At 60.3% G+C, this 25,625-nt stretch carries 20 protein-coding genes; 5 read left to right on the top strand and 15 right to left on the bottom strand.

What is annotated here, in order from left to right:
- Nucleotides 1–78: 78 nt before the first annotated feature.
- The 11 genes from rpoC to secE form a co-directional block, all read right to left on the bottom strand.
- Complete coding sequence (rpoC, locus tag R0J92_RS15600) at nt 79–4,314, bottom strand: DNA-directed RNA polymerase subunit beta' (RefSeq protein ID WP_317384592.1); 4,236 nt, start codon at nt 4,312–4,314, stop codon at nt 79–81.
- A gap of 53 nt (nt 4,315–4,367) precedes the next feature.
- The gene (rpoB, locus tag R0J92_RS15595) at nt 4,368–8,507 is read right to left on the bottom strand and encodes a DNA-directed RNA polymerase subunit beta (RefSeq protein WP_106164965.1); all 4,140 of its coding nucleotides are present in this window, start codon (nt 8,505–8,507) and stop codon (nt 4,368–4,370) included.
- Nucleotides 8,508–8,813: 306 nt separating this feature from the next.
- Entirely contained in the window at nt 8,814–9,188 is a 375-nt protein-coding gene (rplL, locus tag R0J92_RS15590) for a 50S ribosomal protein L7/L12 (protein ID WP_106164964.1), read from the bottom strand.
- 81 nt (nt 9,189–9,269) lie between these two features.
- Nucleotides 9,270–9,788 carry a 50S ribosomal protein L10 gene (rplJ, locus tag R0J92_RS15585; RefSeq protein ID WP_106164963.1) on the bottom strand — a complete coding sequence of 173 codons (519 nt, stop codon included), beginning with the start codon at nt 9,786–9,788 and terminating at the stop codon, nt 9,270–9,272.
- A 276-nt stretch (nt 9,789–10,064) separates the two neighbouring features.
- The gene (locus tag R0J92_RS15580) at nt 10,065–11,006 is read right to left on the bottom strand and encodes a glycosyltransferase family 2 protein (RefSeq protein ID WP_411052309.1); all 942 of its coding nucleotides are present in this window, start codon (nt 11,004–11,006) and stop codon (nt 10,065–10,067) included.
- A 32-nt stretch (nt 11,007–11,038) separates the two neighbouring features.
- Nucleotides 11,039–12,001, bottom strand: a complete 963-nt coding sequence (locus tag R0J92_RS15575; RefSeq protein WP_411052308.1) for a glycosyltransferase family 2 protein — start codon at nt 11,999–12,001, stop codon at nt 11,039–11,041.
- A gap of 164 nt (nt 12,002–12,165) precedes the next feature.
- Complete coding sequence (gene rplA / locus R0J92_RS15570) at nt 12,166–12,864, bottom strand: 50S ribosomal protein L1 (RefSeq protein ID WP_106164960.1); 699 nt, start codon at nt 12,862–12,864, stop codon at nt 12,166–12,168.
- A 1-nt stretch (nt 12,865) separates the two neighbouring features.
- Nucleotides 12,866–13,291 (bottom strand): 50S ribosomal protein L11, encoded by a 426-nt coding sequence (gene rplK, locus R0J92_RS15565; protein ID WP_106164959.1) that lies wholly within the window; start codon nt 13,289–13,291, stop codon nt 12,866–12,868.
- Nucleotides 13,292–13,429: 138 nt separating this feature from the next.
- Nucleotides 13,430–14,698 (bottom strand): glycosyltransferase family 4 protein, encoded by a 1,269-nt coding sequence (locus R0J92_RS15560; RefSeq protein ID WP_411052307.1) that lies wholly within the window; start codon nt 14,696–14,698, stop codon nt 13,430–13,432.
- Between the two features lie 105 nt (nt 14,699–14,803).
- On the bottom strand, nt 14,804–15,337 hold the full coding sequence (gene nusG, locus R0J92_RS15555) for a transcription termination/antitermination protein NusG (protein WP_106164958.1): 534 nt from the start codon (nt 15,335–15,337) through the stop codon (nt 14,804–14,806).
- A 196-nt stretch (nt 15,338–15,533) separates the two neighbouring features.
- Nucleotides 15,534–15,731 (bottom strand): preprotein translocase subunit SecE, encoded by a 198-nt coding sequence (gene secE, locus R0J92_RS15550; protein WP_106164957.1) that lies wholly within the window; start codon nt 15,729–15,731, stop codon nt 15,534–15,536.
- Nucleotides 15,732–15,981: 250 nt separating this feature from the next.
- Here secE and R0J92_RS15545 point away from each other — a divergent pair, with 250 nt between their 5' ends.
- The 5 genes from R0J92_RS15545 (at nt 15,982) to R0J92_RS15525 (ending at nt 22,093) form a co-directional block, all read left to right on the top strand.
- Entirely contained in the window at nt 15,982–18,099 is a 2,118-nt protein-coding gene (locus tag R0J92_RS15545) for a tetratricopeptide repeat protein (RefSeq protein WP_411052306.1), read from the top strand.
- A 749-nt stretch (nt 18,100–18,848) separates the two neighbouring features.
- Nucleotides 18,849–19,556, top strand: a complete 708-nt coding sequence (locus R0J92_RS15540) for an ABC transporter permease (RefSeq protein WP_317384597.1) — start codon at nt 18,849–18,851, stop codon at nt 19,554–19,556.
- Nucleotides 19,549–20,307, top strand: coding sequence for an ATP-binding cassette domain-containing protein (locus tag R0J92_RS15535; RefSeq protein ID WP_411052305.1), 759 nt, complete (start codon nt 19,549–19,551; stop codon nt 20,305–20,307). Before R0J92_RS15540 ends, R0J92_RS15535 begins: the two co-directional genes overlap by 8 nt.
- A gap of 24 nt (nt 20,308–20,331) precedes the next feature.
- Nucleotides 20,332–21,153 carry a substrate-binding domain-containing protein gene (locus tag R0J92_RS15530; protein WP_411052304.1) on the top strand — a complete coding sequence of 274 codons (822 nt, stop codon included), beginning with the start codon at nt 20,332–20,334 and terminating at the stop codon, nt 21,151–21,153.
- Between the two features lie 46 nt (nt 21,154–21,199).
- On the top strand, nt 21,200–22,093 hold the full coding sequence (locus tag R0J92_RS15525) for a substrate-binding domain-containing protein (protein WP_411052303.1): 894 nt from the start codon (nt 21,200–21,202) through the stop codon (nt 22,091–22,093).
- A gap of 22 nt (nt 22,094–22,115) precedes the next feature.
- On the opposite strand, the gene R0J92_RS15520 is transcribed toward R0J92_RS15525, so the two are convergent.
- From R0J92_RS15520 to R0J92_RS15505, 4 genes are read right to left on the bottom strand one after another with little or no spacing between them, the layout of a single operon-like run.
- Nucleotides 22,116–22,925, bottom strand: coding sequence for an ABC transporter permease (locus tag R0J92_RS15520; protein WP_411052302.1), 810 nt, complete (start codon nt 22,923–22,925; stop codon nt 22,116–22,118).
- The gene (locus tag R0J92_RS15515; protein ID WP_106164950.1) at nt 22,918–23,685 is read right to left on the bottom strand and encodes an ABC transporter ATP-binding protein; all 768 of its coding nucleotides are present in this window, start codon (nt 23,683–23,685) and stop codon (nt 22,918–22,920) included. The genes R0J92_RS15520 and R0J92_RS15515 overlap by 8 nt, the downstream gene beginning before the upstream one ends.
- A gap of 54 nt (nt 23,686–23,739) precedes the next feature.
- Nucleotides 23,740–24,756, bottom strand: coding sequence for an ABC transporter substrate-binding protein (locus R0J92_RS15510; RefSeq protein ID WP_317384603.1), 1,017 nt, complete (start codon nt 24,754–24,756; stop codon nt 23,740–23,742).
- A 44-nt stretch (nt 24,757–24,800) separates the two neighbouring features.
- On the bottom strand, nt 24,801–25,466 hold the full coding sequence (locus R0J92_RS15505) for a GntR family transcriptional regulator (protein WP_317384604.1): 666 nt from the start codon (nt 25,464–25,466) through the stop codon (nt 24,801–24,803).
- Nucleotides 25,467–25,625: the final 159 nt, after the last annotated feature.

The raw sequence follows: 25,625 nt of genomic DNA, 5'->3' as shown, positions 1-25,625 counted from the left end.
GCCCCGCGTGCGAAACGAAAAAGCCCCGCGTCACGGTGGACGCGGGGCTCCCTCAAATCATGTCGAAACCGAGGTTTCTCAGTCGCGGCTCTCCGGCGTTTCCACCAGGAAGTCCGCGTCACCTGCGTCCTCGTCCATCATCGGTGCCGCCAAGGCAGCAGCCGCTTCGGCCTCGATGCGACGGGCCTCGAGGACCACATTGTCACGGCTGGATGCAACCTGACGGACCTGCTGAGTGGCGCCACCGGTACCGGCTGGGATCAGGCGACCCACGATGACGTTCTCTTTGAGACCAACCAGCTTGTCCCGCTTGCCCTGAACCGACGCTTCGGTGAGCACCCGAGTGGTCTCCTGGAAGGAGGCCGCCGAGATGAAGGAGCGGGTCTGCAGCGACGCCTTGGTGATACCAAGCAGGATGGGTGCACCCTGAGCCGGACGTTTGCCACGCGACAGCGCCTTCTCGTTGGCCTGATCGAACTCTTGCTTGTCCACGTGCTCGCCCTTGAGCAGCGTGGTCTCGCCGGAGTCGGAGATCTCCCACTTCTGCAGCATCTGGCGAACGATCACCTCGATGTGCTTGTCGTTGATCTTCACACCCTGCAGACGATAAACGTCCTGGACTTCGTCGATCATGTAGTTGGCCAGCGCTTCGACACCCATGATGGAGAGGATGTCATGCGGCGCCGGGTTGCCGTCCATGATGTAGTCGCCCTTCTGGACGAAGTCGCCTTCGACAACCGGGATGTGCTTGCCCTTGGGCACCATGTATTCCACGGCGTCCATGGTCTCATCCGCGGGCTCGATCGAGATGCGGCGCTTGTTCTTGTAGTCGCGACCAAAGCGCACGTAACCATCGATTTCGGCGATGATCGCGTGATCTTTCGGACGGCGGGCTTCGAACAGTTCGGCCACACGCGGCAGACCACCGGTAATGTCCTTGGTCTTGGCGCCTTCACGCGGGATACGCGCCACGACGTCACCGGTTTCGATCACCTGACCATCTTCCGCCGACAGGATCGCATCCACCGACATCGGATAGGTCACCGGGTTGCCCAGATCGTTGCGCACCGGCTCGCCATCCGCATCCACAAGGATGATTTCCGGCTTCAGATCGGACCCCTTCGGTGCCGCACGCCAGTCGATCACGATCTTCTGGGTCATGCCGGTGGCATCGTCGGTTTCCTCACGCACAGCCAGGCCATTGACCAGGTCGACGTATTTCGCGGTACCCGGCTTCTCGGCGATGATCGGCAGGGTATAGGGATCCCATTCGAACAGCTTGTCGCCACGGTTGACCGACTGGCCTTCCTTGACGAACAGCTTGGTGCCGTAGCCCAGCTTGTGGCTGGACCGCTCTTCGCCGTGCTCGTCCTGGATGATCAGCTTCATGTTCCGACCCACGGTCAGAACTTCGCCGCTGGAGTTGGTGAGCGTGTTCGTGTTCTCGAACACGATCTTGCCCTCCTGGGACGCCTCGAGGAAGGACTGCTGGCCACCCTGTGCCACGCCGCCGATGTGGAACGTCCGCATCGTCAGCTGTGTACCGGGTTCACCGATCGATTGCGCCGCGATGATGCCGACAGCCTCACCGGAGTTGACCATGGTACCGCGTGCAAGGTCACGGCCATAGCACATGGCGCAGACGCCCTCTTCGCTTTCACAGGTCAGCGGGCTGCGGATGCGCATGGACTGAACGCCGGCTTCTTCGATTGTATCCGCCATGCGTTCGTCGATCAGCTGACCGGCGGCCAGCAGGATCTCTTCGGTGCCGGGACGCTTCACATCATCTGCCGCAACGCGACCCAGGATGCGCTCGCCGATGGAGGCCACGACTTCACCGTCGTTGACAGCCGCCTCTGCGGTGATCGCACGTTCGGTGCCACAATCATGCTCGCGCACGATGCAGTCCTGCGCCACGTCCACCAGACGACGGGTGAGGTAACCGGAGTTCGCGGTCTTCAAAGCGGTATCCGACAGACCCTTACGGGCACCGTGGGTGGAGTTGAAGTACTCCAGAACGGTCAGACCTTCTTTAAAGTTCGAGATAACCGGTGTCTCGATGATGTCGCCGTTCGGCTTGGCCATCAGCCCGCGCATGCCGCCCAGCTGACGCATCTGCGTCACGGAGCCACGCGCACCGGAGTGGGCCATCATGTAGACCGAGTTCGGTTCCATGTCGGAGCCATCCTCGTCCTTCTTGACCGCCGAGATGGTGGACATCATGGCCTCGGTCAGCTTGTCGTTACACTTCGACCAGGCATCCACGACTTTGTTGTACTTTTCGCCCTGAGTGATCAGACCGTCCATGTACTGCTGTTCAAAGTCTTTCACCTGATCACGCGTGCTGTCCACGATGGTCCACTTGCTCTCTGGGATCACCATGTCGTCCTTACCGAACGAGATGCCGGCCTTGAACGCTTCACGGAAGCCCATGGTCATGATCTGGTCACAGAAGATCACGGACTCTTTCTGACCGCAGTAACGGTAGACGGTGTCGATGACCTGCTGAACTTCGCGTTTGCGCAGCAGACGGTTGACCAGCTCGAAGGGCGCCTTGGCGTTCTTCGGCAGCAGAGCCCCCAACAGGGCACGGCCCGGTGTGGTCTCAAAGCGTTCGAAGACTTCGTTGCCCTCTTCGTCGATCTGCGGAACCCGCACGGTCACCTTGGAGTGCAGATGCACAACCCCGGCGTTCAGCGCGTGATGCACCTCGTCCAGGTTGCCAAAGACCATGCCTTCGCCCTTCACGCCTTCACGCGCCAGCGTGAGATAGTAAAGGCCCAAGATCATATCCTGCGAGGGAACGATGATCGGCGCGCCGTTTGCAGGCGACAGAACGTTGTTCGTGGACATCATCAGGACGCGCGCTTCCAACTGGGCCTCAAGGCTCAGCGGGACGTGCACAGCCATCTGGTCGCCGTCGAAGTCCGCGTTGAACGCGGAACAGACGAGCGGGTGAAGCTGGATCGCTTTACCTTCGATCAGCGTGGGTTCGAACGCCTGAATACCAAGACGGTGCAGCGTCGGTGCGCGGTTCAGCATCACCGGGTGCTCCCGGATCACCTCATCGAGGATGTCCCAAACTTCGGGACGCTCTTTTTCGACGAGCTTCTTCGCCTGCTTCACGGTGGAGGACAGACCTTTGGCCTCCAGACGCGAATAGATGAACGGCTTGAAGAGTTCGAGCGCCATCTTCTTGGGCAGACCGCACTGGTGCAGCTTCAGTTCCGGGCCGGTCACAATCACCGAACGACCGGAGAAGTCGACGCGCTTACCCAAAAGGTTCTGACGGAAGCGACCTTGCTTACCCTTCAGCATGTCGGAGAGCGACTTCAGCGGGCGCTTGTTGGCACCGGTGATGACGCGACCACGACGGCCGTTGTCGAACAGAGCGTCAACCGACTCTTGCAGCATCCGCTTTTCGTTGCGGACGATGATGTCAGGCGCACGCAATTCGATCAGACGCTTCAGACGGTTGTTTCGGTTGATCACACGACGATAGAGGTCGTTGAGGTCGGACGTCGCAAAGCGACCACCATCCAGCGGAACCAGCGGCCGCAGTTCCGGCGGGATGACCGGGATCACGGTCATGATCATCCACTCGGGACGGTTACCCGACTCGAGGAAGGATTCCACGACTTTCAGACGTTTGATGATCTTCTTGGGCTTCAGCTCACCGGTGGCTTCGGCCAGCTCGGCACGCAGGTGCTCTGCTTCAGCTTCCAGATCGATCGCCGCCAGCATTTCACGGATCGCTTCAGCACCGATGTTGGCGGTGAAAGCGTCCATGCCATAGGCGTCCTGAGCGTCCATGAACTCTTCTTCGGTCATCATCTGACCGTAAGTCAGATCTGTCAGACCGGGTTCGATCACAACGTAGTTTTCAAAGTAGAGAACACGTTCCAGATCACGCAGGGTCATGTCCAGCATGAGGCCGATCCGGGACGGAAGCGACTTCAGGAACCAGATATGCGCGACCGGCGAGGCCAGCTCGATGTGGCCCATACGCTCGCGACGGACCTTCTGCAGCGTGACTTCCACACCGCATTTCTCGCAGACGACGCCGCGATATTTCATGCGCTTATATTTGCCGCACAGGCATTCGTAGTCCTTGATCGGGCCAAAGATACGCGCGCAGAACAGACCATCACGCTCAGGCTTGAACGTACGGTAGTTGATGGTTTCCGGCTTTTTGATTTCGCCGTAGGACCAAGACAAAATGCGTTCCGGCGACGCCAGAGAGACCTTGATCTCGTCAAAGACCTTCTGCGGGGTCAGCGGATTGAACGGATTGTTCGTCAGTTCCTGGTTCATTTTGATACCTCAAATTTTGCGGAAGGGGGGAGTGGGGTAAGGGCGCGGGGCCCTTACTCCTCAACCTCCGCATCCAGGAGTTCCATGTTCAGGCCGAGGCCGCGGACTTCCTTGACGAGAACGTTAAAGCTCTCGGGAACGCCCGCTTCAAAGTTGTCCTCGCCCTTGACGATCGACTCATAGACCTTGGTCCGGCCGGCGACGTCATCCGATTTCACGGTGAGCATCTCCTGCAGGGTGTAGGCGGCGCCGTAGGCTTCCAGAGCCCAGACTTCCATCTCACCAAAGCGCTGACCACCGAACTGCGCCTTACCACCGAGCGGCTGCTGGGTGACCAGCGAGTACGGACCAGTGGAACGGGCGTGGATCTTATCGTCCACCAGGTGGTGCAGCTTCAGCAGGTACTTGATGCCGACGGTAACCGGGCGCGCGAACTGCTCGCCGGTGCGGCCGTCGAACAGGATCGACTGACCGGATTTGTCAAAGCCTGCGCGGATCAGCGAGTCGTTGACGTCATCTTCCTTGGCACCGTCGAAGACCGGCGTGGCGATCGGAACACCGCGGGTCACGTTGCCCGCCGCTTCAACCAGCTGTGTCTCGTCCATGTCGGAGATGCCCTCGTCGTAGACATCCTCACCATAGGCTTCACGCATGGCGTCACGCACAGGGGTCAGATCACCGGTCCGGCGATAGTCCTGCAGCGCATCGTCGATTTTCAGACCCAGACCGCGCGCGGCCCAACCCATGTGGGTTTCAAGAATCTGACCGACGTTCATACGCGACGGCACGCCGAGCGGGTTGAGGCAGAAGTCCACCGGAGTACCATCTGCGAGGAACGGCATGTCCTCCATCGGCACCACGCGGGAGATAACACCCTTGTTCCCGTGACGACCGGCCATCTTGTCGCCCGGCTGCAGCTTGCGCTTCACGGCGATGAAGACCTTGACCATCTTCATCACGCCCGGCGGCAGATCGTCGCCACGACGGACTTTCTCGACCTTGTCCTCGAAACGGGCATCCAGAGCACGCTTTTGTGCTTCGTACTGCTCGTTCAGGGCTTCGAGGATCTGAGCGTCTTTCTCGTCCTCAAGCGCCAGCATCCACCACTGACCACGGGTCAGCTGGTTGTCCAGCAGGTCCTCGTCGATGACGGTGTTGCCGCGCACGCCCTTGGGACCCTTGACGGCAGTCTTGCCCATCAGGAGGTCACGCAGACGCGCGTAGATGTTGCGGTCCAGAATGCCGAGCTCATCGTCCCGGTCACGGGCCAGACGTTCGACTTCTTCACGCTCGATCTGCAGCGCACGTTCGTCTTTTTCCACACCATGGCGGTTGAAGACACGCACTTCGACAACAGTACCGTAGTCACCCGGCTTCACACGCAGCGAGGTGTCGCGCACGTCGGAGGCTTTCTCGCCAAAGATGGCACGCAGAAGCTTTTCTTCCGGCGTCATCGGGCTTTCACCCTTCGGCGTGATCTTACCCACGAGGATATCGCCCGGTTCCACATCAGCACCGATGTAGACGATGCCCGCTTCGTCGAGGTTGCGCAGGGCTTCCTCGCCGACGTTCGGGATGTCGCGGGTGATCTCTTCCGGACCAAGCTTGGTGTCACGGGCGGCGACTTCGAATTCCTCGATGTGGATCGAGGTAAAGACGTCGTCACGGGCAATCCGCTCGGAGATCAGGATGGAGTCTTCGTAGTTGTAGCCATTCCAGGGCATGAAGGCGACGACGACGTTCTTGCCGAGCGCCAGTTCACCCATGTCGGTGGACGGACCATCTGCAATCACTTCGCCCTTTGAGACCGTCTGACCCACTTTCACCAGCGGACGCTGGTTGATGCAGGTGTTCTGGTTCGAGCGCTGGAACTTGCGCATGCGGTAGATGTCCACACCCGCGTCGCCCATCTCCAGATCGGAGGTGGCGCGGATCACGATACGCTGGGCGTCGATCTGGTCGATCACGCCTGCGCGTTTCGCCATGATCGCCGCACCGGAGTCGCGCGCCACGATTTCCTCGATGCCGGTGCCGACCAGCGGCGCCTCGGCGCGCAGCAGCGGAACCGCCTGACGTTGCATGTTCGAACCCATCAGAGCGCGGTTAGCATCGTCGTTTTCAAGGAACGGAATGAGCGAGGCCGCAACCGATACCAGCTGCTTGGGCGAAACGTCGATGAGGTCAACGCTTTCGTTCGGGGCCAGCGTGTAGTCACCCGACTGACGGGTGGACACGAGGTCATTCACGAAGCGGTTGTTCTCGTCGAGGTTTGCGTTCGCCTGCGCCACGGTGTGACGCATTTCCTCTGTCGCCGACATGTAGTGAACCTCATCGGTCACCTGACCGTCGTTCACAACGCGATAAGGGGTCTCGATGAAGCCGTATTTGTTCACCCGGGCAAAGGTCGCCAGCGAGTTGATCAGACCAATGTTCGGACCTTCCGGCGTTTCAATCGGGCACATCCGACCATAGTGGGTCGGGTGAACGTCGCGCACCTCAAAGCCGGCACGCTCGCGGGTCAGACCGCCGGGGCCAAGCGCCGAGAGACGGCGTTTGTGGGTGACTTCCGACAGCGGGTTGGTCTGGTCCATGAACTGCGACAGCTGCGAAGAGCCGAAGAATTCACGCACAGCCGCGGCAGCGGGCTTGGCGTTGATCAGATCCTGCGGCATCACGGTGTCGATCTCGACCGAGGACATACGTTCCTTGATCGCGCGTTCCATGCGCAGCAGACCAACGCGGTACTGGTTTTCCATCAGCTCGCCAACCGAGCGCACACGACGGTTGCCGAGGTGGTCGATGTCGTCGATGTCGCCCTTGCCGTCACGCAGCTCCACCAGCGCCTTGATACAGGCGACGATGTCTTCCTTGCGCAGGGTGCGCATGGTGTCTTCTGCATCCAGTGCCAGACGCATGTTCATCTTCACGCGACCCACAGCGGAGAGGTCATAACGCTCGGAATCAAAGAACAGCGTGTCGAACAGCGCGGAGGCGGCTTCGACGGTGGGCGGCTCGCCCGGACGCATCACGCGGTAGATGTCCATGAGCGCGGTGTCGCGGCCCATGTTCTTGTCTGCCGCCATGGTGTTGCGCATGTAGGGACCGACATTGATGTTGTCGATGTCGAGAACCGGAATGTCGGTGACGCCCGCATCCAGCAGTTCCTTGACGGAGCCGCCAATGATGTCGCCATCTTTGTCGTATTCCAAGGTCAGCTCATCACCGGCTTCGACGTAGATCGCGCCGTTTTCTTCGTTGATGATGTCCTTGGCGACATATTTGCCGACGATATGCTCGAAGGGCACCAGCAGCTCGGTGATGTTGCCTTCGTCGATCATCTTCTTGACGGCGCGCGGGGTGACCTTCTTGCCGGCTTCGCAAATGATTTCGCCAGTGGCGGCATCCACGAGGTCATAGGTCGGACGGGTGCCGCGCACGCGCTCGGGGAAGAACGGCGCGACCCAGCCGCGCGACTTCTCAAGCTTGAAGTTCACGGTGTTGTAGTAGGCATCCATGATGCCTTCCTGGTCGAGACCCAGGGCATAGAGCAGCGTGGTCACCGGCAGCTTGCGGCGACGGTCGATGCGGGCAAACACGATGTCCTTGGCGTCGAATTCGAAATCGAGCCAGGAGCCGCGATACGGGATGATGCGGCAGGCGAACAGCAACTTGCCCGAGGAGTGGGTCTTGCCCTTGTCGTGGTCGAAGAACACGCCCGGCGAACGGTGCATCTGGGACACGATCACACGCTCGGTGCCGTTGACGACAAATGTGCCGTTCGGGGTCATCAGGGGCATATCGCCCATGAAGACGTCCTGTTCCTTGATGTCCTTCACGGATTTGGCGCCGGTGTCCTCATCGACATCAAAGACGATCAAACGCAGGGTGACCTTCAGCGGAGCCGCATAGGTCATGTCACGCTGCATGCACTCGTCGACGTCGTACTTCGGACGCTCAAGCGCGTAGCTCACGAACTCCAGAACGGAGGTTTCGTTGAAATCCTTGATCGGGAAAACCGACTGGAACACGCCTTTGATGCCCTCGCCGTCGAGCGGCAGGGCTTCATCGCCGGAGCGAAGGAATAGATCGTAGGAAGATTTCTGGACCTCGATGAGGTTCGGCATGTCCAGCACTTCGCGGATCTTGCCGTAATATTTGCGAAGACGTTTCTGGCCAAGGAACGATTGAGCCATGTCAGATGTCACCTTTCAGAGTTCTCAACACACAAGGATGCCGCCGGGCCCCGGCACCTCGTCCGTCAGAGACAGCGTGGTCTGGATCAATTCATGGCCACCGTCCCGAATGGCGGCCTCCCGATCCAACGAACCTCGCCTGAAAAAAGGGCCTACCTGACGTCCGGTAGAAAGGCCCCTTTCTGAGACAGATTCAGCCGGACCCGGGTTTCCCCGGATCCAGCCAATAATTTCGAGGCCTATAGAGCAGAAGTCACCTGAAAAAATCCAGAGTGAATTCGCGCCCAAATGTCCCCGCGCGCTAGCTTAGGCCAGCTCGACTTCGGCGCCAGCTGCTTCCAGCTTGCCTTTGATCTCTTCAGCTTCGTCCTTGGACACAGCTTCTTTGATCTTGCCGCCAGCTTCAACGAGCTCTTTGGCTTCTTTGAGGCCCAGGCCGGTGATGCCGCGGACTTCTTTGATCACGTTGATCTTGGACGCGCCGGCGTTCTTCAGAACGACGTCGAATTCAGTTTTTTCTTCCTCAGCAGCTGCGTCGCCGCCTGCAGGACCAGCCATCATCACGGCGCCGCCAGCTGCGGGCTCGATGTCATACTCGTCCTTGAGGATGGTTTTCAGTTCTTGTGCTTCCAGCAGGGTCAGACCAACGATGCTTTCCGCGAGTGCTTTCAGATCAGCCATTGTATCAGCTCTTTCCGTTTACAGATGTGTGTTCCAACGTGGGCAGTTTGCGCCCTACGCCAGTCATTAAGTGCCAACCGCTTACGCAGCTTCCGCCTTCTCTTCGATGGTCGAAAGAATGCTTGCGATGTTGCTTGCAGGTGCGCCAATTGCGCCGGCGATGTTGGAGGCCGGTGCGCCAATGCAGCTTGCGATCTGAGCAATGAGCTCATCACGGGACGGCATTTTCGACACGGCTTCGACGCCTGCGCGGTCAAGAGCGTTCTCACCCATTGCGCCGCCGAGGATCTCAAACTTTTTGTTATCCTTGGCGAAACCCTCGGCCACCTTGGCGGCGGACACGGGGTCTTCGGAATAGGTCAGTACGGTCATCCCTGTCAGCAGGTCAGACATGTTTTCACACGGCTTACCCTCGAGGGCGATTTTGGCGAGCCTGTTTTTGGCAACACGCACGGAGCCGCCCGCGTCACGAGCACGTGCGCGAAGGTCCTGCATCTCGGCAACTGTCAGACCGGTGTAGTGGGCTACGACCACCACGCCAGAGCTTTCGAAGATCTGGCCGAGTTCCTCGACCACTTTCTCTTTCTGGGCTCTATCCACAGTTCTCTCCAAGTTAGGGGCAAATGCCCCGGCTCATTTCTGCCGCACCCCGAGGGGTCCGGCGGTCCAGTCCGTTTTACGGGGTTTTAGCCAAAGTCGCCCGAGAGCTAGAAAACCCTCGATCTAATCTTGGTCTTTACCCGTCTCAGGAGGGAAATTAAGACCCGATCGACAGGTCACCCACCTTCTTGGACGAAAAGGAATAAAGCGCGCGACGAATCGCACGCTTTGCTCCGTGGGCCGTACATAGTCCTGCGAAGCCAGATTTCCAACCCCTTAATTGGAAAACGGCGCAGTCTCGCAAGGTTCGGAGACCCCCTCCGCAGGCCCGTCGAACAGAGGTGCATGAGTGACATCCACCTCCAGCAGCCGATCGCGCGACAAAAGCAACTTGGCCTGTCGCGCATCAAGGTGATGCATGCGCTGATAGAAATCCCGAAGCCGCGCCTCATCACCCGTGTCCAGTATCTCAAGCAAGGCATCGAGGATCTCTGTACGTCGACTGCGTGCCTGTGCCTGCACCCGATATTCAAGCTTGCGCCGCCACACGTCATAGCGATCAGCATAGAAGTGCAGGATCCCGGCGCCATCTTCCGCAACGATTTTCTTGTCCAAGATGCGGGTGCCATCTTCTGCCACCAGCCAATGAGGATGGAACCGCTTGGAGGCAATGCCAGTACGAACAACGCTTTTGCCGACGGTATGCCCCACCAGCCCCTTGTTGCCCTCCATGTAGCGTGAAAACTCGCCATAGACCCGGCGCGACAGACGCGGCCACATGGGGAGACGGAACTGATCGCACGCGCCATCGGCGCGACGCCCGACATGCTCCGCCACGCCCAAAAGCAGACTGCGAACCTCGGGAGGCTGCGTGTCGAGAAGATCAGCCAACCGACCGTCACGACAATAAACCAGCTCATCACCGTCAAGGTTCAAAACCCAATCGCTGGTCGCGCGCTGGTAGAGGTAGTTCATCGACATGTTTTGCCGATGGGTAAAGTGCCCGTCAGGCTTGGCGCCGCAAGACCGCCAGAAGTCAGGCGTCGCGCGGTGAATATCAAGTGCAGGATGACCTTCGAGCCGAGAAATCGACGGGTCCTCAGGATCATCAAAGACCAGATGCAAACGCTCCGCGCCAGCCGCCAGATGCCAGGAGATGAACCGCTCCAGAACAGGCCAGGGCTCCTTCAGGATCGCGACCACGGACCATGTTGTCATTCTCACGCCCTCACCCTTTACAGCTGCGCATTTTATGTCTCTTGCCCTTTGCCGGTAGCATCCAGGTCCGATGCTGACACCCAGAAGTACTCGCGCACCAGCGCGTCGATATCCATTGAAAGGGTCAAGAGCACGCCCTGCGCGTTCAGCGCCGCCAATCGCTCCGGTGTTGCATGGTGAAGCCGCTGATGCAAATCCCGCAAAGCCTCTTCGGGATCGCTGGAGCGTTGAGCAAGCTTCACCCGGTCGGTCAGCCCGTCGGTAAACCCACGCGCATGCGAGCGCCAAGCCAGCTTGTGGCGCCAAATCTCGTAGCTCTCACCGATCATATGCAACAGGTATGCGCCATCCTCATTGTGCAGGACCATTTCGTCAGCGCCATCTGAGCGCAGATATCGCGGCCAGTGCTGACGCAGGACCAGACCTTCGATACCGCAGCGCACGATAGATTTTCCATGCGCATGGCCGACCAAGCCCTGCCGACGTGGACCAAACAGCTGCGCGTCTTCGCCGTAAACCGCGTGACGCACAGCGCGCTCCATCGGCAGACGGAAATGCGTGAGCACCGCCTCATCCTGCGCCATGATCCGTTCGGCGGTCTTTACCCGAAGCGACTTCTTGTCGATGGGAACGCCTGCAAGCACGTCCGCAACGCTGCGTCCCTCGAAAAACAAGAACTCGTCCGCATCGACATTCAGCAGCCAACCATCAGGATACTTCTGATAGATCCATGTCAGCGCTGCATTCTGGCGGGTGACAAAGGCGTCATCAGCAGTGAGGCCCAGAGACTGCCAAAACGCGGGGGTACAGGAAATACAGCGCAAGCGAGGATGGTCAGACAAGATGTCGATCGCCGGATCATCAGGATTGTCAAAGCAGATCACCACCTCGTCGGCGCCAAGCGCAAGATACCATGCGCAGAACTTCAGCACCTCCGGCAGAGGTTCGTTCATGATGGCGCCAACCCGCCAGACCTGTGACTCAGCCTCTGCCATTTCCGCGTTTTTCCCACACCTTCGTTGACCAACCCGCGCATTTTGCCTGATCTGCGCGCCAAAGCCACCTGCCTCAACGCACTCCCACATAGCGGCCAATCAAGAACAAAAAAAGGCGACACCAAAGTGCCGCCTCTCTTTTTCAGGAAGTGGAGGTGTCCGAATTACTCGGAAACAGCGCCGTCCACGTCAAGCGTCACGCCCGGGCCCATGGTGGAGGACAGAGCGATTTTCTTCATGTAGGTGCCTTTAGCGCCTGCAGGCTTCGCCTTGGACACGGCAGAGATGAAGGCACGTACGTTTTCGACCAGCTTGGCTTCGTCGAAGGACGCTTTGCCAACGCCGGCGTGCACAACGCCGCCTTTTTCCGCTTTGAACTGAACTTCACCACCTTTGGCAGCTTCCACGGCGGTTTTCACGTCCATGGTCACGGTGCCAACCTTGGGGTTCGGCATCAGGTTGCGCGGGCCAAGGATCTTACCCAGACGGCCAACGACGGGCATCATGTCCGGGGTCGCGATGCAGCGATCAAATTCGATGGTGCCGCCCTGGATGGTTTCCATCAGGTCTTCTGCGCCAACGATATCTGCCCCAGCGGCCTGAGCTTCTTCAGCTTTGGGGCCGCGTGCAAAAACAGCAACGCGCATGGTTTTGCCGGTGCCGTTGGGCAGGCCAACAACGCCGCGGACCATCTGGTCTGCGTGACGGGTGTCAACGCCCAGGTTCATCGCGATGTCGATGGTTTCGTCGAATTTGGTGGCGGCGTTTGCCTTTACCAGTGCGACGGCCTCTTCAACGGTGAGGTTCGATTTGCCTGCGAAGGCGTCGCGCGCTGCGCGGGTACGTTTACCGAGCTTTGCCATCTTACTTCACCTCAATGCCCATGGAACGGGCGGAGCCCAGGATGATCTGCATCGCGGATTCGATATCGTTCGCGTTCAGATCTTTCATCTTCGCTTCGGCGATCTCTTTCACCTGAGCAGCGGTGACGGTGCCCGCCACTTCACGGCTCGGAGCGCTCGCGCCGGATTTCAGGTTGGCGGCCTTCTTCAGGTAGTAAGACGCGGGCGGCGTCTTGATGTCCATGGTGAAGGACTTGTCCTGATAGTAGGTGATCACGGTCGGGCAAGGGGCGCCTTGCTCCATGTCTGCGGTCTTGGCGTTGAACGCCTTGCAGAATTCCATGATGTTGATGCCGCGCTGACCGAGGGCCGGGCCAACTGGCGGGGATGGGTTTGCCTGACCTGCAGGAACCTGCAGTTTCATCGAACCAACAAGCTTCTTAGCCATCTGGTTGTCTCCTAATTCAACAGCCTCAGGGCGCGCCCCTTGGCCTTATTACGTTGCGTGGTCCGACCTTCGCGTCGCGACGCCTCGGCCTCCCACAAGAATCACACCCGGTTGAGAAACCGGGCGGATTGGCGGCTGTTACGCCCTATGTTGGTCGGAATCAACCCCTGAAGGCGCATCAACGTGCCGCGCGCGCCCCTCCTGCGATCCGCCCGCGGTCCTGTCATGGGCTGCGCGTGCAGCGGCATACCAGCTGTCCGCAACCCGGCCCCAAGGGAACGCCGCTTCGGCCTTGGCGCGCGCCGCTTGCGAAATACGCTCTGCCAGATCCGGCTCATGCGCCAGCCTCTGCATTGCGCCCGCGAGATCACGCACCACCTGCCCTTGCGAGCCCGCATCGACAAACAAGGCCTCACCCTCCTCGGCCAACCCCAACGGTCCGCCCCAGCGCAGGGTCACCACCGGAAGACCGATGGCCATGGCTTCCTGCATGATAATCCCGTTCGCCTCGCGCAGGGTCGGGAACATCAGACCGCGAAAGCGTCCCAGCGTGTCCGCAAGGGCATCATGTGGCAACCACCCGGCGAAGGTCACACGCGCACCGAGGTTCAATTCACGCACCAAAGCCTCCAGCTCAGCCCGTTGCGGGCCATCGCCATATAGGGTCAGTTGGCTTTGTTCCGGTGCATGAGAGAGCGCTCGGATCGCCAGCTCGGCCCCTTTGTAGGGCACCATGCGCCCGATCCAGACAAAATGCGGCGGGCTCTCTGCCGGGTGGATGCGGGGACGATCGAACAGCGCCTCACTCAGCCCCGCGTCCCAGACCTCCTCGATGCGACCCGGCGGGCAGCCCGCCCAGTCCAGCGCCTCCCGCGTGCGGTCATAGCCCGACACCAGCACCCGCTCGGCGCGCGCAAACTGTCGCGAGAACAGGCGCAGTAATTTCTGCAAGGGCCGGTATATCTGCTGCTGCAACCGCAACCCGCGCCCGGCCAGATGTCGAAATCCGGGCGGGTAGAAGATGTTGCCCGACAGCGGCCCGATCACATAGCGGTACCCCTTCGGCGGGAAGCGCTGCTCTACCGGTGAAATCGGGCAGAGATAATGGATCACGACACAGTCCGGATCGAAGTCACGACAGATCCGTGCCACTTCCAGATGGAAGAAACTGTTGACCAGACGCGCCAGCCCCGGCGTGCGCCAGCAGGCCCTCATCATGGCGCTGTCGCGCACATAGATCACCCGACCCTCAGGCAGCTGATCTGCCAGCGCCGCGCGGCAACGGTCATGGGTGATCAGGGTAACGTCACGCCCCTGCGCCAGCAGCTGTTGCACATATTGCAGTGCCTTCATCGCCTCGCCTCCCATGGTCAGGGCGGCATTGGTCGACACCACAAGCAGTTTCATCGGTGGCAGACTCCGGCTGAACAAAAGAAAATCGGCCCCATCATAGGGGCCGACTGCCATGTTCCCAACGGGAAATTCGGATCGCTGTCCTCGCGGACGACTGGATCAGCTCTGCTTGGTCACCTGGGTGAAGTCCAGCTCCACCGGGGTTTCGCGGCCAAAGATGGACACGGTGACCTTGAGCTTCTGGTTGTCGTCGTCGACGCCTTCGACCATGCCGTCGAAGTCCTCGAAGGGGCCATCGTTGACCTTAACCCGCTCGCCAATCTCGTAGGAGATAAGCGTGCGCGGCGCTTCGACACCTTCCTCGACGCGACCCAGGATGCCCTGTACCTCAGCATCGCGCATCGGCATCGGGCGACCTTGCGGGCCCAGAAAACCGGTGACGCGGTTGATCGAGGAAATCAGGTGATAGCCCTTGTCGGACATTTCCATGTGCACAAGCACATAGCCCGGCATGAAGCGGCGTTCGGTCGAAACCTTCTTGCCACGCCGGATTTCGATCACTTCCTCTGTGGGAACCAGAACCTCGTCGATCTCGTCCTCGAGACTCTGCTCCACGACCGCGGCGCGAATCTGTTCTGCGATTTTCTTTTCGAAGTTCGAAAGAACGCTGACCGAATACCACCGTTTCGCCATGAACCTGAGTGTCCTTGTGTTCCCGGCAGGCGAATGACCTGCCAAATATCTCCAAACAGCCTTTGGCTGCAGCCCAACAAAAAGCGGCGTGCGAATCGCCGCACGCCCCTTCCAGTATCGGCTGACCTATCCCCCTGTGCGGATAAGATCAAGGGGCTACGGCGCGGCCAGGCTTGGTGAAACGCGCAGCTGCGCCTTAACCAAACATCCCGAGAACGCCATTCAAGCCAAAGCGGATCAACAGATCCACCAATGCAAAGAATACCGCGGTTAGCGCAGCCATGATGAACACCATGACAGTGGTCAGCAGAACCTCGCGGCGGGTCGGCCAGACAACCTTGCTGACTTCGGCGCGCACCTGCTGGATGAACTGTACTGGATTGATGGTGGCCATAGGGCTCTCACACTCTCTCTTGTCGACTGGAAGGCGATGTAACCGAGCGGCATGGCGAATTCAAGGCCCGCCTCTCTGAATGGCGGCCAGAAGCAGTCAATTCAATCTTAATTCTCACGTTTCATAGTCAGTTTCACCGGTAGGCAGAAGCGCCTTCCTGCATGACCGCAGGCCAGGGCCGGGACCATAGAGCGCGAAAATGAGATTGGACTCCATGACCTTTGCACACTCTCTGCAGAATGCTGATGTGATGACCGCGGCGCAGAACAGCGCCCCACCCCGCTCTCTCGCCGATTCGGCGCCACCCCATCAGTTACACCCAAAATCCGCCAACGATCCGCTACCGTCTTCAATGCGAGAGCGTGTCTCGATTGTCTTCGCCGCAGGCCGTTACGAAGACGCCTCGACAGCCTGTGCCAAATTGCTCCAGCATTATGCTGCGTCTGCCTTCCTGTGGACGATTCAAGGTCTGTGCCACCTTAAACGCCGCGCACTCAACGATGCTCTCACCTGCTTGAACCGCGCACGCGAACTGGCCCCGAGCACCCCCGAAGCCTACGTGGGAATGGCAGATGTCTACGCGGTGCAGGGCGATATCAAGGCCGCCGAAACCCACTATCAGATGGCGCTGACCCTCGATGCGCATCACCTGCTGGCGCTGAACAATTTTGCCAACTTCCTATCCGAGATAGGACGCCCAGAAGACGCGGCCCCTTTGCTCGATGCTGCGCGAGAACTGGCGCCCGATAACGCAGTCATCCTCTACAACTTGGCAAATGCCAAACGCCAGATAGGGGACACTGCCGGCGCCAAAGAACTGTACAGGCAGGCCCTCGACCACGCTCCAGACCTATATGAGGCGCGTTCAAACTACGGGCAAATGCTCTGCTTGGACCGCGAGTTTGAAGCGGCAAATGCGCAGTTCGCGAAACTTCTTGCCATCAACCCGGATGACGACCGCATCCGCGCGAACAAACTGCATGCCATGGCAATGCTCAACGATTTCAATTGGACTTCCGACTATCAGACGCATCGTCGCCATCTTGGCCTGCGCGGCACACCTGTCGCACCGTTTATGACCCTTGGCCTAGAAGATAATCCAGACCTGCTGCGGCTGCGCGCACAAGCATATGCCGAATCTCATATGCCCACGACGCAGGCGGCAACACCCTGCGCCGCGAGACCTGCATCGCGCCCCGACCGGCTGCGCATCGGATATTTTTCGGCCGATTTCCACAACCACGCCACCATGCACCTGATGAGTGGCCTGCTGCGCAGCCATGACAAGTCGCGCTTCGAGATCCAGCTGTTTTCCTATGGACCTGATCGCAGCGATACCCAGCAAGATTTTGCGCGCGAGGCAGCAGACAAGTTTCACGCGGTCGGGCAGCTGTCGGATCACGGCCTGATCGCGCTGGCACAAGCGGAAGATCTGGACATCGCGGTAGACCTGAAGGGGTTCACTGGCCGCTCTCGCAGCGGAATTTTTGCCAGCCGCCTTGCCCCCGTACACATGTCATTCCTCGGCTATCCCGGCACCATGGGCACCCCAGCGATGGACTATCTGATCACCGATTCGGTGGTGAGCCCCGTCGGCAGTGAACGTCATTTCGAAGAGCATCTGATCCGCCTGCCCCACAGCTATCAGCCCAACGACGACCAGCGTCATATTGCGCCCCGACAGTTCACACGCGCAGACTGCGGCCTGCCGGAAGAGGGCTTTATCTTCTGCTGCTTCAACAACAGCTACAAGATCACCCCGCGCGAATTTGACATCTGGATGCGCCTGATGACCAAGGTCGATGGCAGTGTGCTATGGCTCCTGTCCGGTGGACCGACCTCAGAAGCCAACCTGCGCCGCGAAGCTGAGCTCAGGGGCGTTTGCGGTGATCGGTTGATCTTCGCGGGCCGCATGCAGCAGGATGAACATCTCGCGCGTCAAAAAGTAGCCGATTTGTTTCTCGATACGTTTGCCGTCAACGCGCACACGACCTGCAGCGATGCTCTTTGGGCCGGGCTTCCCGTTCTCACACGTCCCGGACAGCAATTTGCCGCCCGCGTCGGGGCAAGTCTGTTGAGCGCGATGAACCTTCCGACGCTCATCGCAAAAGATGACGCAGATTACGAAGCTCGCGCGTTGCAATACGCTCAGGACCCGGATGCGTTGCTGGCCCTGCGGAGCAAACTAATGGTGAACCGCCGAAGAACGCCGCTGTTTGATACATCTGGCTATGCACGCAACCTCGAAAGTGCGTTTGATGCCGCCTTCGAACGTTGGCGACTGGAACAGCCCCCTGCACATCTGACTGTCAATCCTCCGGACACTCGACCGTCGAGCAAGCCCAGCGCTTCGGTCGCAGCGGCCTGAACCACGACTGATGGCTCCGAAGACGGCGGGACAGCTCTTGGCCGTGCGTTCGGCGGGGCCGGGGTCTGATCATGCAAGCCAGTTCTCCCCGAAGCGGCCTCCACCACCCGGATCGCGGCTGCCAACATTGATCTCACGACAGCCAAGAGCCCGTGTGCCAGCACGGCTTCCAGGGCTCGATGCGCGGCAAAGGCAACTGTTGTGAAACCTCGGCAGCCTGGCCTCAAAACCATCGAGGCAGAGATGATATGGCGCAGGCTCCAGCATATGCGCCAAGAAACGGCGCTGACGTTTTCCAGCACATCAATGGCTTTCACAATCCGCGCCGAGGGTACCAGAACAGGACTGAAAAAGCCTGACATCTTTTGAAAAGGACGTGCCCCAAATGCACATCTTGGGGGGCAAAAAACCTGCCTGGCCCGCACCGGATCGTCCGCTCAAAGCGAGGCCCGTCTCACCCAGTCTCTCTGCCAGAGAAAATCGCCTGAATTCACCAGTGAGCCAAGCACCACCCGTTGTGTGTGCCTCCTATAACGAAGACACTCCCGCCGCCGCGGGACTATCCAGATTTGATGAAATCGCATCACCAGCCAGGGTCAACTTGTCCACTTCCGTAAATTATGCAGTCGTTAAGCATCCGAAAATGTCCGAGATGTCGCCTTTTATCGCAGGATGGCGCAGACATACTTGCTCCTCCCGCGGCTTGGCATCTAACCTGAATGCGGAACAAAATGCACGGGCTGTAAATTTTGCAGAATATGGGAGAAGCCTTCTCGCTGGCGCTTCAGCTGGTAACCTCCGGCAACGCCGATCTCTATGAGATCGTCGGCCTGTCTCTGCGCGTTAGCCTCAGTGCCACGATGTTTGCCTGCCTCATAGGGTTGCCGGTCGGCGCGTGGATGGCGATCAGCCGGTTTCGCGGTCGTGGCGCGGTCCTGGTGCTGATGAATGCCCTGATGGGGCTGCCGCCCGTCGTGGTTGGCCTGTTGGTCTACCTGCATCTGTCACGATCTGGGCCGCTGGGTTTTCTGGGCCTACTTTACACCCCCAGTGCGATGATCATCGCGCAGACAATTCTGATCGCACCGATCGTCGCCGCCCTGTCGCGGCAGGTGCTGGAGGATTTGCATACGGAATACGCGGAACAGTTCCGCTCGCTCTGTCTGAGCCGTGTGCAAACGATCACAGCACTTCTGTGGGACGCCCGATACTCGCTGCTGACCGTTGGCTTGGCCGGGTTTGGTCGCGCCGTAGCCGAAGTGGGCGCGGTCATGATCGTGGGCGGCAATATCGACCATCTGACCCGTGTGATGACCACGGCAATCGCACTGGAAACCTCCAAAGGGGATCTGGCGCTGGCGCTGGCGCTTGGGCTGGTGCTGCTGGTGATCGCACTGGGGGTCAATGCTGCAGTGCAGAGCCTACGGATGAGCGCGCGGAGGCAGGCCTATGTCTAGCATCGACACCGTTGGCTTCGCACCACAGGCACGGCCAGCCCAGCGTGAGGCCAATCTGCTGCCCTTGCGCGTGCGCGGGCTCGAACTGAGCTGTGATGGCACGCCCATCCTGCGTGGTCTCGATCTGGATCTGGCGCCCCATGGCTGCACCGCGATCATGGGGCCCAACGGGGCCGGCAAGAGCCTGCTACTGAAAATCCTGCACGGGCTGATCGCGCCCACATCCGGACAGATTGCATGGGGCAATCAATCCCCGGCGCAAGTCACCAAACGGCAGGCTCTGGTTTTTCAGAAGCCGGTTCTGCTGCGCCGCTCCGTCGCCGCCAATATTGATTTTGTCCTGAAAGCGCGCGGCAAGCCTCGCCGGTCGCGCGACGCATTGCTGGACCACGTCGGCCTGCTCCACAAGGCCCGCCACCCGGCTCGGCGTCTTTCCGGCGGGGAGGCCCAACGGCTTGCCTTGGCCCGTGCGCTCGCGACAGAGCCGGAGGTGCTGTTGCTGGACGAGGCGACCGCGAGCCTTGACCCGGCCTCCGCCCAGGCGATCGAGGCCATTGTGCGCGACGCCTGCGCCAGTGGCATTCGCGTGATTTGTGTCACCCATGACATCGGCCAGGCCAAGCGTCTCGCCGATGATGTGGTGTTCCTGCATGGCGGCTGCGTGGCCGAGCACAGCCCGGCGTGCGACTTCTTTCCCGAACCGCAATCCTCTGCGGCGCGGGATTATTTGAACGGCAGACTTGTTTTCTGACCAACACCTTAAGGGAGATCCCATATGAAGCTGAACCAGTCCTTCGGTGCGTCCATTGTCGCGCTGACTCTCGCCACAAGCGCCATGGCCGCCGACCAGTCGATCATCGTGCAATCGACCACATCGACCGCGAATTCGGGCCTCTACGACTATCTGCTGCCGATGTTTCAGGACAAAACTGGCATCCAGGTGAATGTCGTTGCTGTCGGTACAGGCCAGGCGATCAAGAACGCGCAGAACTGCGATGGTGACGTGCTTCTGGTCCACGCCAAGGCGTCGGAGGAGAAATTCGTCGAGGCGGGATTTGGCACCACGCGCACCGACCTGATGTACAATGATTTCGTCATCGTGGGCCCCGCCGCAGACCCGGCAAGCGTCGGTGGCATGGATGATGTGCAGGGTGCATTGTCGAAGATCTCCGACTCCGAGGCGCTGTTTGCCTCGCGCGGGGACGATTCCGGCACCCATAAGAAAGAGGTCGCGCTCTGGGCTGATGCGGGCGTCGATCCGGCGACCGGATCCGGTGAGTGGTACCGCGAGACCGGCTCCGGCATGGGCGCGACGCTTAACGCAGGCATCGGCATGGGCGCCTATGTGATGACCGACCGCGCCACCTGGATCAGCTTTGGCAACAAGCAGGACTATGAGATCAAGGTCGAGGGTGACGACGATCTGTTCAACCAATATGGCGTGATCCCGGTCAATCCGGCGCAATGCCCCTCGGTCAATGTCGAGGCCGCCAAGAGCTTTGCCGATTGGCTGATCTCCGAAGATGGCCAGAGCGCCATCGCCGCTTATGAAGTCAGCGACCAGCAACTGTTCTTCCCCAACGCGCCGAAGAACTGATACAGTCTGCGGGGCGGCACATTCGCCGCCCCCAACAGACTGCGACATGACCGATCTCGATTTCCCAGACCACGAATACCTGACCGTCCCCGAACTGGCGGAGCTGCTGCGCCTGAAGGAACGCAAGATCTATGATCTGGCGGCCTCGGGCCAGGTGCCCTGTTCCCGCGCCACTGGCAAGCTACTGTTTCCGGCCGCCGAAATCCGCAGCTGGATCGAGCAGGCCAAGTCCGGAGGGGCCGCGCCGCAGCCGCAGGTCGACCGCCCACAGATTCTGCTGGGCAGTCATGACCCCTTGCTCGACTGGGCCGTTCGGCAGTCGCGTTCCGGCCTTGCGAGTTATTTCGACGGGTCAATGGACGGGCTGGAGCGGTTCGCCAAGGGCGACGGGATCGCAGCGGGCCTGCATCTGCGGGACAGTAAGTCCGGCGTCTGGAACATCCCTGCGGTGCAGCGTGTCGCCAAGGGCCAGACTTGCGTCCTCATCCGCTTTGCCAGCCGCCAGCGTGGCCTTGTCCATCGCGAAGACCAATCGGACCTGACCTCTCTGGTCGATATCAAAGGCCTGCGCCTTGCCCCCCGCCAACCGGGATCGGGCACGGATCGGCTTTTCCGTGATCTGGCTGCAGAGGCACAGCTTGATCTTGCGGAGCTGACACTGACCGAAGTGGCCCGGTCAGAGGATGAGGCGGTGGAGAGCGTGCGCCGGGGTGCGGCGGATGTGACCTTTGGCCTTGAGGCGATGGCGCAGAGCTACGGGTTGCGGTTTACCTCGCTGGTGCAGGAGGAATTTGCCCTGCTGGTGGATCGCAAGGCTTGGTTCGAGCCCCCTTTCCAGACATTTCTGACCTTCTGCCGGACTGAAACCTTTGCCCAGCGCGCAACCAGCATGGGCGGCTATGATGTCTCGGACCTGGGCGCGGTGCTTTGGAACGCCTGACACCGCGCCTGGCAACGGCCCGTCAGGACCGCCAGTCCAGCACCCGCCGCTCGATCATGCCGATGGCGCCGGAGGTCAACACCCCCAGCAGCGACAGGATCACCACGCCGGCAAACAGCCGCTCCAGATCATAGAGCGAGCCCGCTTCGAGGATATAGGCTCCGATGCCGTATTGCGCGCCCAACATCTCTGCCGCGACCAGCAGGATGATGGCGATGGCGAGGCTGATCCGCAGACCGGAGAGGATGCCGGGCATCGCCCCGGGCAACACGATCTTGCGCACGATCGACAGCCACGACAGGCCGAAGCTCTGCCCCATGCGGATCAGCGAGCGATCCACATTGTCCACCGCGCCATAGGTTGCAACCACAGTGGGCGTGAAGGTGCCAAAGGCGATCAATGCGTATTTCGACCCTTCGTCGATGCCGAACCAGATCACGAACAGCGGCAGCAGCGCGATTTTCGGGATCGGGAAGATCGCCGCCGTCAGCGGCACCAGCCCGGCGCGCACAAAGGAGAACAGCCCGATCAGAATGCCAACGCCCACGCCGACACTGGCGCCCAGTGCGGCCCCCACGGCAAGGCGGGTCAACGACGGCACCATATGTTTGACGAACAGGCCCGATTGCCACAGCTCCACCAGCGTGGCGAGCACATCGGAGGGCTTGGGCAGGGTCAGGGCCGAGATGAAGCCGACCCGCGTGCCCCATTCGACAAAGCCGATGATCACGGCAAAGACGGCAAGGCCAACCCAGCGGTGGGCCTTGGGAGCAAACCCGCCCCCGCGAAAACGGACCTCAAGCGGTTGGCGCGACAAAGACGTGTCAGACATTCAAAAGCTCCTCATCCGCCGCGCGGGCCTCGTCTCGCATCAGGTTCCAGAGGTGTTTCTGTACCTGCTCCAACTCCGCGTCCGCATATCCACGCTCTGACAGCGGTTTTGCAATCTCAACCACCTCGCGGATCTGCCCCGGCCGGCGCGACAGTACAACGATCTTGTGGCCCAGCCGCACGGCCTCGGCGAGGTTGTGGGTGACATAGACGGCGGTGAAGGGCTGGCGCTCCCAAAGGGCGATCAGATCATCCATCAGCAATTCGCGCGTCTGACTGTCGAGCGCGGAGAGCGGCTCGTCCATCAGCATCACCGCAGGTTTCACCGCCAGCGCGCGGGCAATCGCCACCCGTTGCTTCATGCCGCCGGACAATTGCTTGGGCAGTGCCTTGGCAAAATCGGTCAGCTTGGTGCGCGCGAGCACATCCGCGATGATCTCATCCGCCTTGGCGCCGCGGATACCGTGATCCTCCAGCACCAGCGAAATATTCCCACGCACGCTGCGCCAAGGCAGCAGGGCAAAGTCCTGAAACACATAGGTCAGCGGGTTGAGGCAGCCCTCCGGCGGGGTGCCCAGTTGCAGCACCCGCCCGGCCGAGGGCCGCTCAAGCCCGCCCAGAAAGCGCAGCAGCGTAGACTTGCCGCAGCCCGACGGACCCACGAGGCAGACGATCTGCCCCGAGGCCACATCAAGCGATATGTCCCGCAGGACCTCGGTCTCGCCATAGGCATGGCTGATCCCGTCCAGTCGAATATCCATGAGCATATGCCTTGTCTTGGGAGCGACGCCAGAGCCGCTCCCGGAAGTTCCGGCTCAGGCGCCGATGGTCTCGACGTAGCTGGTATCAAGGAAGGTCTCCAGCGTGATGCCGCTGTCCACCAGTCCCTGCGCCTGCATCCAGGCCAGCTGATCCGCAACCGATGTCACATTGATCGCCGCATCCTTGTTCAGGCGCATGGAGCCGTTGATGATCGAGGGGGCGGCCTTTTCGCGCGGGCGGTCGGTATAGACGTATTTGTGGATCAGATCGACCATCTCGTTGATGGCCTCGTCACCGTTTTCCTTGTCGACCATGGTGGCGTTGTAGTCGGCGACACCCATGCCAAAGCCCTTGAGGAAGCTCTCGGTCAGGCCACGTTCATCGCTGGCATTCTTGGCAGAGGTGAAAACCGTGGTGACCTGATAGTTCGGCAGGTAGTCCGCCACATCCCCGATGATGTGCACCGCGCCGGAGCCCGCCAGCGGTTTGGCAATATGCGGCACAATGGACCAGGCGTCGATCTGACCCGACTTCAAGGCGCCGATGATGGCACCGACCTTTTGCAATGGCACGAACTGAGGCGTGCCGCCTTCGGCGCCCGCGATCTTGGACCCCATGTAGTGGAACGAGGATCCCGCCGTGGTCATGCCAAAGCGCCGACCGTCGAGACCCGCGGGCGAGGTCAGCCCGGCCTGATACGCCGCATCAGAGACGAGGATTTTCTGCCCGTCGATACCCGGCTCTTCGGAGAGCGCGCCACCGATCACCTTGATCGCGCCCTTGTCCGCGAGACTCAGCAGACCGCCGGAAATCGCGGTGACGCCAAAGTCGACATCGCCGGAGGCAATCGCCACGGACATTGGCTGTGCGGCCTGAAAGAACTTCAGCTCCACGTCGAGGCCAGCCTCCTTGAAGTAGCCGCGCTCCAGCGCAATGTAGCTGCCGGAGTGGCTGGTCAGGCTCAGCGCGCCAACGACCGGCTTCTTGCCCGATGCGATGGCGGGTGCCGCAAGCCCAGAAGCGGCAGCCGCCCCCATGAGCGCAAGTGTCTGTCGTCTGTTAAAGGTCATCCTGTTGTCCTCCCATTGGAATTTAGTCTTTGGCTCTGGTTCCGTCAGCCGCGCAGATCTGCCCGGATGTCCTCCTCCAGAAGCGCCAGAGCCCTTTGTGTGTCGCGGTCCATGATGGCTGTCTTGAGTGTTTCGTGCCGGGTACGACGGGCCTCGAACGCGATCCGCCCCTCGCGCAGACGTGCCAGCCGGAAACGGCGCGACTGGTCATAGAACCGCCCGGCCATGTCGATCAGGCGGGGCGAATTGCAGGCCGCAATCAGAGACAACATATGTGTCCGGCAGGCCTCATCCCATTCCAGCGCGGAGACGTCGTTGGGATCCTCGCGCACCTGATCCTCTGCCCGCATCATCTGGTGATGCGAGGCGACGACGGAAGCCTCCCAATCGACACCGCCCTGAACCATGGCGCGTGTCAGGGCCAGCTTCTCAACCTCGAGCCGCATCAGCAGGATATCGGCAAGATCATCCTCCGTTGCAGAGGTCACTCTGAACCCGCGTTGATTTGTGGCTTCGACCATGCCCTCGGACACCAGCATCCGCAGAGTTTCCCGCATCGAATGATTGGAGCCGCCATAGCGCTGACGCAGGGCTTCGATCTTGAGCTTCTCATCCGGGCGCAGCGTGCCAAAGGAAATGTCGCGCCGGATCGCAGAGGCGAGCATGGCGACAACCGTGTCGTCTTCGGTCGGGCGGCGAGAGAACAGCATTTCGTCCCTGAAATTCAAAAATGTTGGATATTTAGGACTCTGCGTCACCAAACTGTCAACCCACTCTCAACCGCCACGATCACCAGCGTTGAAGAGCTGCACATACTGTTGCTCATTGGAGATGCATCGCGTGCCTGCCGTTGGGTACAGCAGGGCGCG

It is taken from the genome of Tritonibacter sp. SIMBA_163 (assembly GCF_046535935.1).
Taxonomy (GTDB): Bacteria; Pseudomonadota; Alphaproteobacteria; order Rhodobacterales; family Rhodobacteraceae; genus Epibacterium; species Epibacterium scottomollicae.
Note: the sequence above shows the minus strand (reverse complement) of the source record. Positions and strands in the feature narration are given on the sequence as shown.

Coding starts and splice junctions, on each gene's coding strand:
- rpoC (WP_317384592.1), bottom strand. CDS start 4,314: ATGAACCAGGAACTGACGAACAATCCGTTCAATCCGCTGACCCCGCAG.
- rpoB (WP_106164965.1), bottom strand. CDS start 8,507: ATGGCTCAATCGTTCCTTGGCCAGAAACGTCTTCGCAAATATTACGGC.
- rplL (WP_106164964.1), bottom strand. CDS start 9,188: ATGGCTGATCTGAAAGCACTCGCGGAAAGCATCGTTGGTCTGACCCTG.
- R0J92_RS15580 (WP_411052309.1), bottom strand. CDS start 11,006: ATGACAACATGGTCCGTGGTCGCGATCCTGAAGGAGCCCTGGCCTGTT.
- R0J92_RS15575 (WP_411052308.1), bottom strand. CDS start 12,001: ATGGCAGAGGCTGAGTCACAGGTCTGGCGGGTTGGCGCCATCATGAAC.
- rplA (WP_106164960.1), bottom strand. CDS start 12,864: ATGGCAAAGCTCGGTAAACGTACCCGCGCAGCGCGCGACGCCTTCGCA.
- rplK (WP_106164959.1), bottom strand. CDS start 13,291: ATGGCTAAGAAGCTTGTTGGTTCGATGAAACTGCAGGTTCCTGCAGGT.
- R0J92_RS15560 (WP_411052307.1), bottom strand. CDS start 14,698: ATGAAACTGCTTGTGGTGTCGACCAATGCCGCCCTGACCATGGGAGGC.
- nusG (WP_106164958.1), bottom strand. CDS start 15,337: ATGGCGAAACGGTGGTATTCGGTCAGCGTTCTTTCGAACTTCGAAAAG.
- secE (WP_106164957.1), bottom strand. CDS start 15,731: ATGGCCACCATCAATCCAGTACAGTTCATCCAGCAGGTGCGCGCCGAA.
- R0J92_RS15545 (WP_411052306.1), top strand. CDS start 15,982: ATGACCGCGGCGCAGAACAGCGCCCCACCCCGCTCTCTCGCCGATTCG.
- R0J92_RS15535 (WP_411052305.1), top strand. CDS start 19,549: ATGTCTAGCATCGACACCGTTGGCTTCGCACCACAGGCACGGCCAGCC.
- R0J92_RS15530 (WP_411052304.1), top strand. CDS start 20,332: ATGAAGCTGAACCAGTCCTTCGGTGCGTCCATTGTCGCGCTGACTCTC.
- R0J92_RS15525 (WP_411052303.1), top strand. CDS start 21,200: ATGACCGATCTCGATTTCCCAGACCACGAATACCTGACCGTCCCCGAA.
- R0J92_RS15520 (WP_411052302.1), bottom strand. CDS start 22,925: ATGTCTGACACGTCTTTGTCGCGCCAACCGCTTGAGGTCCGTTTTCGC.
- R0J92_RS15515 (WP_106164950.1), bottom strand. CDS start 23,685: ATGGATATTCGACTGGACGGGATCAGCCATGCCTATGGCGAGACCGAG.
- R0J92_RS15510 (WP_317384603.1), bottom strand. CDS start 24,756: ATGACCTTTAACAGACGACAGACACTTGCGCTCATGGGGGCGGCTGCC.
- R0J92_RS15505 (WP_317384604.1), bottom strand. CDS start 25,466: ATGCTGTTCTCTCGCCGCCCGACCGAAGACGACACGGTTGTCGCCATG.